A 13,800-nucleotide genomic window follows, 5' to 3' on the forward strand; every position below is an offset into this window, starting at 1 on the left:
ATGGCGACCGCCCACACCCGGCGCAGGCGGCCCGGGCGACCGGCGGGGACCTCCGACACCCGCGATCGGATTCTGGCCAGCGCCCGAGAGTTGTTCGCGCGCAACGGCATCGACCGGACTTCGATACGGGCGGTGGCCGCGGGGGCCGGGGTGGACTCCGCGCTGGTGCATCACTACTTCGGGACCAAGCAGCAATTGTTCGCCGCGGCCATCAAGATTCCCATCGACCCGATGACGGTGCTCGTGCCCATGCGCGAGGTGCCGATCGAGGAGCTCGGCTTCAAGCTGCCGGCGGTGTTGATTCCGATCTGGGATTCCGAGCTCGGCGCCGGGTTGATCGCCACGCTGCGGTCGTTGATCGCCGGCGCCGACGTGAACCTGGCGCGGTCCTTCCTGCAGGAAGTCGTCATCGCGGAAGTCGCTCCGCGGGTGGACAATCCACCGGGCACCGGCATCGTCCGCACCCAGTTCTTCGCGTCGCAGTTGATGGGCTTGGTGATGGTCCGCTACATCGTCAAGATCGAACCGTTCGCGTCGCTGCCGCCCGAGCAGATCGTGGCCACCGTCGGGCCGAACCTGCAGCGCTACCTCACCGGGGAGCTGCCGGACGCGCTCGTTCCATGAGCCGGGCGTGCTCGTCGTCGTCGACGTCGCGGGCCTCGTCGACCAGCAACACCGGAATGCCGTCGTCGATCCGGTAGGCGCGCCGCAGGCGCGGGTTGTACAGCAACTCGGCCCCGTCGTCGGAGGAGGTCAGCAGCAGCGGACCCCGGTCGGCCGGGCACACCAGGATGCTCAGCAGCGAATCGTCAACCATGTCGGTGCTCGCCGATCAGCTCCGCCCGCGCGGCCGGGGTCAGCCGGCGAAACTCGTTGCTGCCCACATCGAAATACCAGACCCCGCGTCCCGCCTTGGGAATCCCGGCGGCCCGCAGGGGGCTGACGGTGGGGCGGTAGGTCGCGCTCAGCGTCATCTCCGGCACCACGCACACGAAGTCGGGCCCCAGCCCGACGGGCATGTTGACGACGGCCTCGGTCAGGTCGGCGGCGGTGATGGTCGCGCCCGGCAGCAACGTCACCGCCGAGACCGCCACCTCCCCATCCCCGATCGGCACGTTGTAGGTCACCGCGAGGTCGACGCCGTTGATCAGGCCGAGCGCGTCGGTGACGGGCTCGGCGTAGACCAGCCCCCGCGCGGTGTGCACCACCGTGCCGCGCCGGCCCATCAACCAGTAGTCCCCGTCCTCGTCCCGGCGGAACAGGTACTCCGTCGATATCCACGTGTCGGCGGGAGCGAAGACGCCGCGTTTGACCGACGCGCTCGGGTCGATCGGCCCGTTGGACTGCGCGAGCAGCACCCCGACCTGATTGGTCTCGGCGACCTGGACGAAGCCCCGCTCGTCCTCCAGGATCAGGTCGTGCTCGGCGTCGTAGGCGCCCAGCTCGACGCGCCCGGCACCGGGCAGCGGGCGGCCCTCGCTGCCGACCTTGACGCCGGACACGTTGGCCAGCACCGCCTGTCCGTCGGTGGTGGCGAAGAACTCGACGACGTGGGCGGGCGCGAACGCGTCGACGACCCGCCCCCACAACCCGGTCGGCATGCCCGATCCGATGAACAGCCGCACCGGATGGTTGCCGTGCAGCACGAACGCCGGATCGTCGACGACCTCGCGGAGCATGGCCCAGGTGTAGGACACCACGGTGACGCCGTACTGCCGCACCTCCTGGACGAACCGCTCGGGCTGCAGCCCGCGCGACAGCGCGATGCGGGTCCCGCCGACGACCGCGCCGCCCAGGCTGACCAGCAGCGCCGACTCGTGGTGCAGCGGCGTCAGGCAGTACACGGTGTCCCTGCGATCCAGGTTGGCCGCCGACGCGGTTCCGAACGCCGACACCGCCCACCGGTAGTTGGTGATCTGCTTGGCCACCAGCTCGCCGCCCGCCGCGCTGAACGCGATGAACGCCAGGTCGCGGGCCAGCCCCGGGTTGGGGCGATACCACGCCGGCAGCTCGACCGCGTCCGGGTCGATCTGCTCCATGTCGATGACCTGGTTCTGCCGCAGGGCGTCCTCGGGCAGGTGCAGGTCGCGGGTCTCGCCGCCGCCCAGCACCAGCACCTGCCCCGGCAGCTGGCGCGCCGCGTCCAGGTTGGTGGGGTCGGTCAGGATCTCGGTCACTCCCCCGAGCCGCACCGAGGCGGCCAGGTCGGCGTCCGGGCGCATCACCACCGCGACCGCGCCGAGGCGGGACAGCGCGGCGATGGCCACCAGCGCGCTGGGCCGGGTCTCCATCAGCACGCCGACGTGGTCGCCCTGCCGCACACCGACCTCGATCAGGCCGCGAACGACGTTGTTGATGCGCCGGTTGACGGCCTCGTAGGTGTGCACCCGCCCGTCGAACAACAGGAACTCGCCCTTCGGGGCGTCGTGCGCCTGCTCGTCGATGATGCGGCCCAACGAGATTCGGGTGTGGTCGTTGATCTGTCCCAGGCGGGCCAACCGCGGCAGCGTGCGCACGGTCTCCACGGCCAGGGTGCGCATGGACTTGTTGGCCGCGACGACCGCGCCGGCCGCGCCGCGCACCAGTTCCAGCGCCGCCTCGGAGACCTCCCCGATGCCGTGCGCGAGCCGGGAGCTGAACGCGACCCCGCTATCGGTGGGCTCGGTCGGCTGGTCGGCCATCAGGTCGATGCCCGCGGGCTTGTCCCCGCCGGTGGCCAGCCACTGCACCCATGCGGCGACGGTCGGCCAGCTCTCCTTTGCCGCCCTGGACCCGACGACCAGGCCGAAATGCCCTGTCCTGATGGTGCATTCGTAGACCTCGGCGTAGGGCGCCGCCCGCCGGATCCCGCGCACCGCCGCCGGCTGTCCGATGTCGTCGACCTCGCCGACGAAGGCCAGCACCGGGCAGGTGATGTCGGTGAGCGTGACCATCTGCCCGTTGATCGCGAAACCGCCCGTCATCATCCGGTTGTGGGCGATGAACTGCTTGAGCAGTTCCGAGATCGCCGGGCCGGACCAGGCGATCCAGCCCTCGCGTTCCAGGAACCTGCGCTGCTGCTCGCGCGGCAGCAGCGCCTCGCGGTCGTGCAGCTGACGCACGAAGTCGACCCGGGCCTTGGCGGTCTTGAGCGGGTCCATCATCTGAAAACCGGTGCGCGCCATCCAGCTTGGGATGGCCAGCCGGTTGAAGACGTGATCGGCCATGAAATCGGCCACGGCCGGAGCCATGTTCGGCGGGAGGCCCATGGGCAGCGCGGCCAGGGTGTCCACCGGGGATCCGAACGCCACGATGCTGGCGATGTTCTTCGAACGCCGGTACGCCGCGACCTGATAGCACCACATCCCGCCCTGGGAGTACCCGACCAGGTGGACGTCGCTGCCCGTCGCGTCCCGCACCGTGTCGATGGCCTGGCTGAGCGCGACGATGTGGTCGGCCAGGTTGCGGCGCATGCCACCCTCGACCTTGTCGGGTGAGCCGAAGTCGATGACCCACGGATCGAGTCCCGCGGCGTGCAGGATGCCCACCGCGCCGTCCTCGCGGGTGACGTCCCACATGTCGGCCGACATCATCATCGGGTGCACCATCAGCACGGGCGGGCCCACCGGCGCGTGCCCGGGCCGGCTGTCGGGTGGGAAGTATCGCCGAAGCTTGTACATCGGCACGCTCTCGACGATCTGGGACGGCGACGGGACGCTGCCCGTTTCCAGGCCCCCCAGCCGCAGGACTTCCAGGCCGTTTTGCGCCGTGGCGACCAGGCGCCCGACCGGTCGTGTGAGCATCGAAAGATTCAGATCCACCCACTGCTCCCTGACTGTTGACGGCGTGGACATCATGGCACATCGGCACCCCACGCGGTTCTGGTCAGCGCGTTTGCCCCCGCGCGGGCGGTTGTGCGTCAGCCGTCGATGTGCGTCGGTGGGTCGGCGAAGTCGGGACCCCCGGGACTCTGGTTGGGCCCCATCGGATCGCAGCGCCGCTCGGGCACCTGGAAGGAACTCATGCCGTTGAGCACCCAATGGGTGGAAACCACGCACCGCTGCCAGGTGCCGTCGGGCTGGATGGGTCCATCGCACTTGCTGAGAAACGCGCCCCCGTACTGGCAGCCGGCGCCGGCGGGCGGCGCCAAGGCGATCAGCCCCCCGGCCGTCACCGCGGCGGCCAATCCTCCGACGATGCAGCGCTTCATGGTTGCCTCCCGTCGCCGTCGACAGATCAGCCGGTGACCACTGACGCTACCGCCTTTTCGCGCCCTCAGCGGTGCCAGGGGCACAGGTCGTTGATGGCGATTCCGACGACCCGCGTCGCGCCGTCGGGGTCCAGCGCCGGATTGTCCCGCAGTAAATAGTTCGCCGTCTCCTGCGGGCTGAGGCCCCGGTCCATCAGGCCACACATGTCCAGGCCCTGGTCCAGCGCGACCGTGTTGCCCCCAGCGTCCCCGTATCCGGCCGCGGCGATGTCCGCCTCGAACGCGCGCATGCCGCAGTCCGGGACCGGCTGCGGCCCGGACCCCTGGAAGCATCCCGGTGCCGGATCCGCGTTCGCGGCCGGGACGGCGGCCACGGCCGCGACCGCCAGGACGACGGCGGTTCCAACCGGCCGGATGATGCCCGCACTCAGCGCCATATCCATTCCCCCTACCGAGGTGTGGTCGACGCCGAAAACAGTAGACGCAGCCGAGCGAATTCGCCTGTCCAGCGGCCCCCGGCGTTGCGGCGTTAGGGTGAGGCGTGGCCCCTGAGGACCGCGACGACACACCCGGTGAGCTCGACCGCCGGGCCGCCGAACTCGATGAGCGCGAGGAGGCCCTCGCCCACCGCGAGGCTCAGCTGTCAAGACGCGAGTGGTTCGCCGGCGAGCGGGATCGAATCGCCGACGAGCGGGACCAAACCGCAAACAAGCGTGAACAAGTAGCAGACGAACGAGAGCGCCGCGCCGACGAACGCGAGGGCACGGCCGCCGAGCGTGAACGCGAGCGACTGCAACGCATGGACGAACAGGCGGAGCGAAGCAACGCCACCGCCGAGCGGGAGCAGGCCGACATCGCGCGCGAGATGGCCGAAACCGAACGGCTACAGGACGACGACTGAGCATCCGACGCGCGTGCCCGTTTTGCTAGCGTCGGCCCGGTGGCACACCTACTCGGGGCCGAGGCCGTACACCTCGAATATCCGACTCAGGTGGTGTTCGATTCAGTCACGCTCGGCGTCAACGACGGCGCGCGCATCGGCATCGTGGGCCGCAACGGGGACGGCAAGTCCAGCTTGCTGGGCCTGCTGACCGGTCAGCTGCGGCCGGATTCCGGGCGGGCCACCCGGCGCAGCGGTTTACGGGTCGGCGCGCTGAGCCAGGCGGACACCCTCGACACGCGTCACACGGTGGGCTGGACCCTGGTCGGCGCGCGGGCCGACCACCAGTGGGCCGGCGACCCCCGGGTGCGCGACGTGGTCGGCGGCCTGGTCTCCGACATCGACTGGGACGCAAGGATTTCCACGCTCAGCGGCGGCCAGCGCCGACGGGTGCAGCTGGCCGGGCTGCTCGTCGGCGAATGGGACGTCATCGCCCTCGACGAGCCCACCAACCACCTCGACATCGAAGGCATCACCTGGCTCGCCGCCCACCTGAAGCAACGCTGGGCGCGCAACACCGGCGGGCTGCTGCTGGTCACCCACGACCGCTGGTTTCTCGACGAGGTCGCCACCACCATGTGGGAGGTGCACGACGGGATCGTCGAACCGTTCGAAGGCGGGTACGCAGCCTATGTGCTGCAGCGCGTCGAGCGCGACCGGCAGGCCGCCGCGGCCGAGGCCAAACGCCAGAACCTGATGCGCAAGGAACTGGCCTGGCTGCGGCGTGGCCCGCCCGCGCGCACCTCGAAGCCCAAGTTCCGCATCGAGGCCGCCAACCAGCTGATCGCCGATGTGCCGCCGCTGCGCAACACCGTCGAGCTGGCCAAGCTGGCCACCGCCCGGCTCGGCAAGGACGTCGTCGACCTGCTCGACGTGTCGGTGTCGTTCTGTGGCCGCCCGGTGCTGCGCGACGTCGAATGGCGGATCGCCCCGGGCGAGCGCACCGGCATCGTCGGAGCCAACGGCGCCGGGAAGTCGACCCTGCTGGGGCTGATCGCCGGCACCGTTGCGCCCGACACCGGACGCGTCAAGCGCGGCAAGACCGTCAAGCTCGCCATGCTCGACCAACGGGGCGAGGACCTGGCCGCGTCGGCCGACGACCGGATCGCCGACGTGTTGGGCCGGCTGCGCGGCGGCTATCAGGTCGACGGCCGTGAGATGACCCCGGCCCAGCTGCTCGAGCGGCTCGGCTTCGGCCGGGGTCAGCTCTCCGCGCGGGTCGGCGACCTGTCCGGTGGGCAACGGCGGCGGCTGCAGCTGATGCTCACGCTGTTGTCCGAGCCGAACGTCCTGCTCCTCGACGAGCCCACCAACGACGTCGACACCGACATGCTCACCGCCACCGAGGACCTACTCGACTCGTGGGCGGGCACGTTGATCGTCGTCTCGCACGACCGGTATCTGCTCGAACGGGTCACCGACCAGCAGTATGCGATTCTCGACGGCCGGCTGCGGCACCTGCCCGGCGGCATCGACGAATACCTGCGGCTCGCAACCCCTTCCGCGAGCACGACGACGGCTGCCGAGCCGCCGCGGTCCAAGCCGGGGGCCCAGCGTCGCGCCGCGGAGAAGGAACTCGCCGCGGCGGACCGCCGGCTGGCCCGCCTCGCCGACCGGATCGCGGCCAAACACGCCGAGCTCGCCGGGCACGACCAGTCCGACCACGTCGCGTTGACCCGACTGACCCAGGAGTTGCGCGACCTCGAGGACGAGGTGGCGGCGACCGAGGCCCGCTGGCTGGAGCTATCGGAGGTGCTCGAATGACCACGTACCGAACGGTGCGTTATCCGCCCGGCGAGGCGTTGCTGGCGCTGTACCGGCTGCGGGGCCCCGTCATCAATGCCGGCATCGGCCGGCACGGTGTCACCTATCTGCTGGGCGGCGAGGCGAACAAGTTCGTCTTCGCCAATGCCGACGCGTTCAGCTGGCGGGAAACGTTCGAGAACCTGGCCATCGTGGACGGGCCGACGGCGCTGATCGTCAGCGACGGCGACGACCACCGGCGCCGCCGCAGCGTGATCGCACCGGGCCTGCGGCACCGCCAGATCCAGGACTACGTGCAGACCATGGCGTCCAATATCGACGCCGTCATCGACGGCTGGCGGCCCGGCCAGCGGCTGGACATCTACGCGCAATGTCGCTCCGCGGTCCGGCGCAGCACCGCGGAAAGCCTGTTCGGCCGGCGCATGGCCGAGCACTCCGACTTCCTTGGGGAGCAACTCCAACCGCTGCTGGACCTGACGCATCTGCTACCCCAGGCGGTGGCGCTGCACCGCCGGGTCAACTCCCCGGGTTGGCGACGGGCGATGGCCGCTCGCGCGCGCCTCAACGAGTTCGTCGACGCCCAGATCTCCGGCGCCCGCGCCGCGCCCAGGCCCGACGACCACATGATGACCATGCTGCTCAGCGGCCGGGGCGACGAGGGGTATGCCCTGAGCGACAACGAGATTCGCGACTCGATCATCTCTCTCATCACGGCCGGCTACGAGACCACCAGCGGCGCGCTGGCCTGGGCGATCCACACCCTGCTGACGCTGCCCGGCGCGTGGGACAACGCCGCCGAGGAGGTGCGCCGGGTGCTTGTCAAGCGGCCGCCGGCCGCCGCCGACCTGGGCGCGCTGACCTATCTCAACGGCGTCGTCCACGAGACGCTTCGGCTGTACTCGCCCGGGGTGATCTCGGCCCGACGGGTGATGCGCGACCTCCGGTTCGACGGGCACCGCATCCGGGCCGGACGGCTGCTGATCTTCAGCGCCTACGTCACCCACCGGCTGCCCGAGCTGTGGCCCGAGCCCACCGAATTCCGGCCCGCCCGTTGGGATACCGACTCACCGGACTATCGCAGGCCGGCGCCGCACGAGTTCATCCCGTTCAGCGGCGGCTTGCACCGCTGCATCGGTGCGGCGATGGCGACCACCGAGATGACGGTCATGCTGGCCCGGCTGGTCGCCAGGACCAGGCTTCGGCTGCCGCCTCAGCGGATTCGGGCGGCCCACCTCGCCGCACTCTCCCCCAAGCCCGGCCTGACCGTCGACATCGTCGACTCAGTGCCGGCGCAATAGCACCATTTCGGGAGATGGTGCGCCCATCATGCCTCGGTGCCGATGGGAAACAACGCCAGGGCCACCACGACGCACACGAACACCCGGACTTCCTTCGGCGTCGGTTTCCCCTGCAGTTGCGGAGAATTGAGCGCATAGAGGATGTAGACAACCCCAATGTCCAACGAGAAAAAGGTGCACCACCGCACCCAATCGAGCGCGGCCAAAAACAGCGGAACCGCCAACGCCACCCCGAGCAGTACCCAAATCGACCTGCCCCGAATATGATTCGTGAACTCGCCGAATGGGACCTTGGAGAAGTAGCCGATCAGGTATAGCGTCAGCGCCACGGCCGCCAGGCCCAGAACCAACGACATCAGCCTGAGCGAAGGATTGCCGGCCACAATCCCGATAAAGTGGCCAACCCCATAGTCGTTCATCTTCGTTATGTTGTGGCAAACCCAATCGTGGTAGTCGACCTGCGGCCGGTGACCGAGGATGAAGTAATCCACCCCCTTCGAGAACGACGGGTTGGTCAGCGCGTCACCGACGCTCTTGTGCGGCACCCTCGAGCACAGTTGCGAGCTGATGCCGTGCCGGCCCAAGAACAAGATGCACAGCGCCGATATCACGCCCGGCCCGATGGCCAGCACGGCGCCCAGCCGCTGCACGTTCGGCGCGGCACGGCGGGCCAGCACCAGGATTGCCAGAATCGCGCCCAGCGAAAGCTCGAATACCACCCCCTCGTGCGCGAGCGCGAGAACGGCTATCGATATTCCGTAGGCCGCGCTGCATGCCGTGATGGCACGCGGGGACCGTGCGTACACCAGCGCGATGGCGTAGGCGACAAACACGGCCGCTCCGAACAGGTCCGGGCGCGCGGCGATTGCGAAGGCAAACCCGAAGGGCAGGACCGGGATCAGCAACGCGAGCATGATCCGACGCTCGGATCTCCCGCCGTGGGAGAGCACCAGCCAGGCCACGGCGGCCAGGCTGATCGAGTACACCGCCGAGGATGCCCATCTCAATACCGTGGCGGCGGTGAAGTAACTGCCGGCGGGAAACAGATTGATCATCTCGCCGGCCAGGCCGCGACGCACGAAGCCGAAGGTGTAATCCGCGGCATAGTACGAGAACAGGTACGTGTCGACGTTTACTACGGTGGCCGCGAGGAAAACGCCGAGCGCCGCCCAGGTGAGTAGGCCAATCGCAACGCCAACGTAGATGCGCGCACGCCGGTCGGGCAGACGCGAGTCGACGTCATCGTGATCACGCACCGACTTCGTCATCGAGTGGCCTCCGGCATTCAGCCCCCCTGCGGCGGCTGGGGGGCCGAAAGGTCTCGCGCTTCCCAGCTCCGCGCCGTGAGCGAAAAGTCGCTCAGGGCGCTCGAAATGGCCTGCCGCACCTCGTCATTCGAGTTGGGGTGGCCGAGGAGATAGGAAAGGGCCGACACGAAGACCTGCCCGTGCACTCTTCCCGACACCAAAGCCAGCACGCCGCCGGTGCTGTGCATCATTGCCCTGGTCACGCCCGGGAGCAGACGCATCATGGCGAAGTAGTCGGCGTCCGTGCCGTCCGGCCGGTTGGCGGCCGGGTTGACCGCACCGAGGTTCGACGACACCACCGTCGTCTCGCTGCCGGCGGCCACGCTCATCATTCGCCGGAAGAGCCACTTCGGTATCAGGGGAACGAGGGGCAGCAACGTCCACCGCTCGTCGGGTACATCCCGATCGCGGCTCAACGCCTGCTTGATCGCGGCGCGGATTTCGCGCAGGTCCGCCGTCACACGTGTCGGGTCGACCGTGATGTCCAGGTTCGTGATCGCGTTGGCGCGGGTGTCGCCCGGGGTGCGCTCGTCGACGGGCAACGTCAGATCGACCAAGCCGTCGGCGTTGACCCGTCCCGCTCGCTGGGCGAGGTGGACCGCCACTCCGGCGAGCAGCGCGTTGCTGGTGCCCCCGAGGGACTTCGCGCGGGCGTCCCACTCGTCGGCGTCGACAAAGACCATCGCCGTTGGGAGGGTGACGCGTTCGCCCGGTCCGGTGGGCGGCGCGGACCGCTGTCGGGGGCCCGCGGATCCGGCACCGCCGCGGCCACGCCGGGCCAGCCGTGCCGCTGCGACGACGGCGCGGCCGATTTCCGGTGTGTCGCGCGCGGTTTGGCGTGCGTCCTCGCGCAGCGCCCGCCATCGCCGCCGGGATCCCGCCGCCGGCCAGGCGATCGCGTCGTCGCGCCCGGATGCCGCGTCCGCCACCGCCTCGCACAGCCCGACGCCGTCGATGAGGCAGTGCGTGACGACCAGGCTCACCGCCGCGCCGCCGTCGGTGAAGGGCAGCACCGCTAGGTGCCATCCGGGTCCGTGCTCGGCATCCGGTCGCTTACCGGCTTGCTCGCCCAGCCAGGCGTCGAGATCACTGCGCGGCCGGGGCGTCGCGACGACCTCGAGGTCGGACCGATCGCCGGCCGCTACCCAGCGATGTCGGCCGAACGGCAATGGCGATCGTTCGATGCGGCGGGACAGGCGCCCCCGCCCCAGATGTTGGTGGAGCTGTCGCAGGCGATCGATCTCGATGCCCCGGTCGTAGACCCAGACGCACTGCAACACTTGGGACGCGCCCGTCGCGCGCTCGCCGAGCAAATGAACCTGGTCGACCAGGTCGAGCACGTTGCTCAAGTTCTAGGCTCCCAGTTCGACGGTGTAGGAATCGTAGAGTTCGTCCGGATCCCCCTGGGGTGCAACCACGCTCGGCCGGCCGGTCTCGGCGACGCGCACAAACGTCCGGGTCAACGTCTCGATGTAGTGCCGCGCCGACTCGCGCGCTGTCGCGTTGTCCGGAAACGAGATCGTCACCGTGGTTCTCGTGGCATGACGGTTGATCCACAGGTTGATTCCCCCCATGGACAGGTTGTCGCCGTAGGTGCCGAAATTCGTCTCCTCCCACAGCCCGGCGAGGGGCACCTTCCGGAAATCGAAGAACGACATCATCATCGGCAGACTCGTGGGCAGCTTGATCCCCAGCTGATCCGGTGTGGCCAACCCCAACACCGTTTCAACCGGCACGTCCGCGAGGGGCTTGGCGTCGTCGAAGGACTTCTGGGCGGCCCGCGCTGCCTCGGTAAACGAAACGCCGGCGGTCGGCACGGTGACCGGGATCATGCTGGCGAACCAACCCACGGTCATCGTGTCGATGCCCGCCCTCCGCGTGTCCCTGGCCGTGAACCCGTGATAGGTCCCCTTGCCCGTCAATTCGTGCTCGGTCAAACCCATGCACGCGAGAACTCCCCCGATGAACCGGGCGTCGGCGGCGCCGCAGGCGGCGTCGAAAGCGTCCGTCCCGGCCCCGTCCAGCAGGTCGACCGTCAAGAAGTCGCCTTTGCTGCTGGCCCACGTATCACCGAGTGGCAGTGGGAAGCTCGGCCAGTCGCCGTCGGTGGCGCGCGCGAACCCGATCCAGTCCTCGACCTCGGGGGATGACAGGCTCAAGCCCGCGACCCTCTCGCGCTGCCGCGCTGCATAGTCGTGATAGCGGCTGACCTGGGGAAGCGTGGCGGGCGGGCGATAATGCTCGCCCCCCGACATCTCCTGATACGCCAGGTGGATGTCGATGAAGATGAGGGCGGCGGACATGCCGTCGCAGTGCAGGTGGTCGACGCTTGCGTAGAACGCGAAATAATCGGCGTGCTGGACGATACCGAATGTGAAGCAACCCCATTCGAGCGTTTCCGGAGTCGTCGTCAAGACGTGGGTGCGTATTTGATCGGCGTTCATGTGTCCCAACGACACGTGAACGAAGTCGATGGCTTCGGGATCGTCGATCGTTCGGCGCGCGATGACGCCATCCTCGATTTCGAACCAATTGTGGTAGGTGTCGTGACGACGGACGTGCGCGTTGATCGCTGCCGTCATCGCGGGAATGTCGCACGTGCCGGGAATGTCCCACGCCACGACCATCAGGCGGGGTAGCTGTCTGCCGATCGCATTACCGGCATGGGCAGCCCAAAGGTGTTGAGTCTGTTGATAACTCGGAGCCAGACCGCCGCGTCGTGCAGTGCGAGCCGCTTCGTGTGCCTGAGGTGCGGCCCTCCACATTGTGAGCGGGCCGTGTGGCGGTTGCCATTCGTTGATGCTTCCGAGTGCGACCATTTTCTCGAGTCCTTGTTCTGTTGTGTGCTGTTCTGTTATGCCGGCATTGCTTGCGTTGCAGGGGAACGACGAAAACGCCAGTCACGCATGGTTTTTCGCGCAGCGCGAATACACCTCACGCTGGAAATCCGCCAAACGTAGATTCGCACCACCGAACTTTTGGTTCGGCGCCCCACTTGCACACCCCTTATAACACCGGTGTTGAAGAGTACCGACCAAGATCACAACTGGCAAGAGGGCGGCACTATTTTTTCGCTAGACGCACTTTCGCGGCGATGTCTTTCGCTTCCCGTACGTTCTCGCCGAGGTCGCATAGCCGTTGGGCGACTGGATGATTCGCGGCTCGGCTCACTGCCAGCGCAGTAGCACCATTTCCGACGAGAAACCGGGACCCATCGCAAGCAACAGCCCGGGGCTTCCGCTGGGCGGCGGTTTTGCCGCGGTGTCACGCAAGATGTGCAGCACGGAGGCCGACGAGAGATTGCCGACTTCGCCGAGCGAGCGCCAGGTCAGTTCGAGCGCCTCGGGGGGCAGCTGGACGCTCTTGGTGATCGCACCGATCACCTTGGGTCCGCCAGGGTGGGCCACCCAGGCGCCGATGTCGTCCTTGGTCAAGCCGTGCTTGGCGAGGAACGTGTTGACGTCGTCGGCCAGGTAGCGCTCGATGACACTCGGCAGCTCGGGAGACAGCGTGAACTGCAGGCCGGTGGAGTCCACATTCCAACCCATGATCTGCAGCGATTCCGGGTACAGGCGACTGCGCGAATCGAGGATGTGGGGACCGCCGGCCGTCACCCGTTCGGCGCGGCGGTCGCCGACGGCCACCACCGCCGCCGCCCCGTCGCCGAACATCGCGGTGGCAACCAGGCCGGACACGGTCGGCTTGACGGCCGGGAAGGTCAGTGAGCACAGCTCGACCGACACCAGAACCGCGACTCCGTCGGGCGCGCCACGCAGATAGTCGTGCAGCCGGGCCAGCCCCGCCGCGCCGGCGGCGCAGCCCAGACCGAACATCGGCACCCTGCGCACGTCCGGGCGCAGACCGAGTCGTCCGGTGATCCTGGCGTCCAGCGACGGCACCAAGACGCCGGTGACGGTCGTGGTGACGATCATGTCGACGTCCTGCGGTCGCAGGCCCGCCTCGTCGAGGGCACCCAGCAGCGCCTCGCACCCGAGGTCCACCGCCTTGTCGATGAAGATTTCGTTCGCCTCACCGAAGTCGGTCAGCGACGGGTACTTCGCCAGGGGCAGAACGAGGTGGCGGCTGTTGACTTTTGCCCCGGCGTGCAGCCGACGGACGATGGCCTCGTGTTCCTTCAATACGGGGAACTCGACGAATTGATCGGTGATCTCGCGCTGGCTGTAGCGATGCGGTGGTAGGGCGCCGAACACACCCGCGATGACGCTCATGCCCTACCCTTTGCTCAAAGATCTCCCCGGTGCCCGAAAGTTTAGGCCGTCATGCACGCGCGGCAAAGTCGCT

At 68.4% G+C, this 13,800-nt stretch carries 12 protein-coding genes; 4 read left to right on the top strand and 8 right to left on the bottom strand.

What is annotated here, in order from left to right:
- A complete protein-coding gene (locus tag OQ968_RS11260) occupies positions 1–624 on the top strand; it encodes a TetR family transcriptional regulator (RefSeq protein WP_324677696.1) in 624 nt (207 codons plus the stop codon).
- Here the strand turns inward: OQ968_RS11260 and OQ968_RS11265 are convergent.
- The 4 genes from OQ968_RS11265 to OQ968_RS11280 all read right to left on the bottom strand — a co-directional run bounded on the left by OQ968_RS11265 (position 590) and on the right by OQ968_RS11280 (position 4,626).
- Positions 590–817 carry a Trm112 family protein gene (locus OQ968_RS11265; RefSeq protein ID WP_324677698.1) on the bottom strand — a complete coding sequence of 76 codons (228 nt, stop codon included), beginning with the start codon at positions 815–817 and terminating at the stop codon, positions 590–592. The two genes, OQ968_RS11260 and OQ968_RS11265, sit on opposite strands and share 35 nt — an antisense overlap.
- On the bottom strand, positions 810–3,833 hold the full coding sequence (locus OQ968_RS11270; protein ID WP_324677700.1) for an acyl-CoA synthetase: 3,024 nt from the start codon (positions 3,831–3,833) through the stop codon (positions 810–812). The genes OQ968_RS11265 and OQ968_RS11270 overlap by 8 nt, the downstream gene beginning before the upstream one ends.
- Before the next feature lie 65 nt (positions 3,834–3,898).
- Positions 3,899–4,189, bottom strand: a complete 291-nt coding sequence (locus OQ968_RS11275) for a CDGP domain-containing protein (RefSeq protein WP_324677702.1) — start codon at positions 4,187–4,189, stop codon at positions 3,899–3,901.
- A gap of 65 nt (positions 4,190–4,254) precedes the next feature.
- A complete protein-coding gene (locus tag OQ968_RS11280; protein WP_324677704.1) occupies positions 4,255–4,626 on the bottom strand; it encodes a DUF732 domain-containing protein in 372 nt (123 codons plus the stop codon).
- Positions 4,627–4,730: 104 nt separating this feature from the next.
- Between OQ968_RS11280 and OQ968_RS11285 the strand changes: the two genes are divergently transcribed.
- Genes OQ968_RS11285 through OQ968_RS11295 form a run of 3 tightly spaced genes read left to right on the top strand, consistent with a single transcriptional unit; the run spans position 4,731 to position 8,191 of the window.
- Entirely contained in the window at positions 4,731–5,090 is a 360-nt protein-coding gene (locus OQ968_RS11285) for a hypothetical protein (RefSeq protein ID WP_324677706.1), read from the top strand.
- Positions 5,091–5,129: 39 nt separating this feature from the next.
- Positions 5,130–6,893 (top strand): ABC-F family ATP-binding cassette domain-containing protein, encoded by a 1,764-nt coding sequence (locus OQ968_RS11290; protein WP_324677708.1) that lies wholly within the window; start codon positions 5,130–5,132, stop codon positions 6,891–6,893.
- Positions 6,894–6,907: 14 nt separating this feature from the next.
- Positions 6,908–8,191 (top strand): cytochrome P450, encoded by a 1,284-nt coding sequence (locus OQ968_RS11295; RefSeq protein WP_324678004.1) that lies wholly within the window; start codon positions 6,908–6,910, stop codon positions 8,189–8,191.
- A gap of 26 nt (positions 8,192–8,217) precedes the next feature.
- On the opposite strand, the gene OQ968_RS11300 is transcribed toward OQ968_RS11295, so the two are convergent.
- From OQ968_RS11300 to OQ968_RS11315, 4 genes are all read right to left on the bottom strand, one after another.
- On the bottom strand, positions 8,218–9,459 hold the full coding sequence (locus OQ968_RS11300) for a hypothetical protein (protein ID WP_324677710.1): 1,242 nt from the start codon (positions 9,457–9,459) through the stop codon (positions 8,218–8,220).
- Between the two features lie 17 nt (positions 9,460–9,476).
- Positions 9,477–10,847, bottom strand: a complete 1,371-nt coding sequence (locus OQ968_RS11305) for a hypothetical protein (RefSeq protein WP_324677712.1) — start codon at positions 10,845–10,847, stop codon at positions 9,477–9,479.
- A gap of 3 nt (positions 10,848–10,850) precedes the next feature.
- Positions 10,851–12,317: a condensation domain-containing protein gene (locus OQ968_RS11310; RefSeq protein WP_324677714.1), complete on the bottom strand. Its 1,467-nt coding sequence runs from the start codon at positions 12,315–12,317 to the stop codon at positions 10,851–10,853.
- Between the two features lie 348 nt (positions 12,318–12,665).
- Complete coding sequence (locus OQ968_RS11315; RefSeq protein ID WP_324677716.1) at positions 12,666–13,727, bottom strand: type III polyketide synthase; 1,062 nt, start codon at positions 13,725–13,727, stop codon at positions 12,666–12,668.
- Positions 13,728–13,800: the final 73 nt, after the last annotated feature.

Origin of the sequence: Mycobacterium sp. 663a-19, from assembly GCF_035616495.1 — a bacterium.
Classification (GTDB): domain Bacteria; phylum Actinomycetota; class Actinomycetes; order Mycobacteriales; family Mycobacteriaceae; genus Mycobacterium.

Excerpts from the sequence above, each read along its gene's own strand:
- OQ968_RS11300 (WP_324677710.1), bottom strand. The coding sequence starts at position 9,459 with ATGACGAAGTCGGTGCGTGATCACGATGACGTCGACTCGCGTCTGCCC.
- OQ968_RS11280 (WP_324677704.1), bottom strand. The coding sequence starts at position 4,626 with ATGGCGCTGAGTGCGGGCATCATCCGGCCGGTTGGAACCGCCGTCGTC.
- OQ968_RS11270 (WP_324677700.1), bottom strand. The coding sequence starts at position 3,833 with ATGTCCACGCCGTCAACAGTCAGGGAGCAGTGGGTGGATCTGAATCTT.
- OQ968_RS11260 (WP_324677696.1), top strand. The coding sequence starts at position 1 with ATGGCGACCGCCCACACCCGGCGCAGGCGGCCCGGGCGACCGGCGGGG.
- OQ968_RS11310 (WP_324677714.1), bottom strand. The coding sequence starts at position 12,317 with ATGGTCGCACTCGGAAGCATCAACGAATGGCAACCGCCACACGGCCCG.
- OQ968_RS11275 (WP_324677702.1), bottom strand. The coding sequence starts at position 4,189 with ATGAAGCGCTGCATCGTCGGAGGATTGGCCGCCGCGGTGACGGCCGGG.
- OQ968_RS11315 (WP_324677716.1), bottom strand. The coding sequence starts at position 13,727 with ATGAGCGTCATCGCGGGTGTGTTCGGCGCCCTACCACCGCATCGCTAC.
- OQ968_RS11265 (WP_324677698.1), bottom strand. The coding sequence starts at position 817 with ATGGTTGACGATTCGCTGCTGAGCATCCTGGTGTGCCCGGCCGACCGG.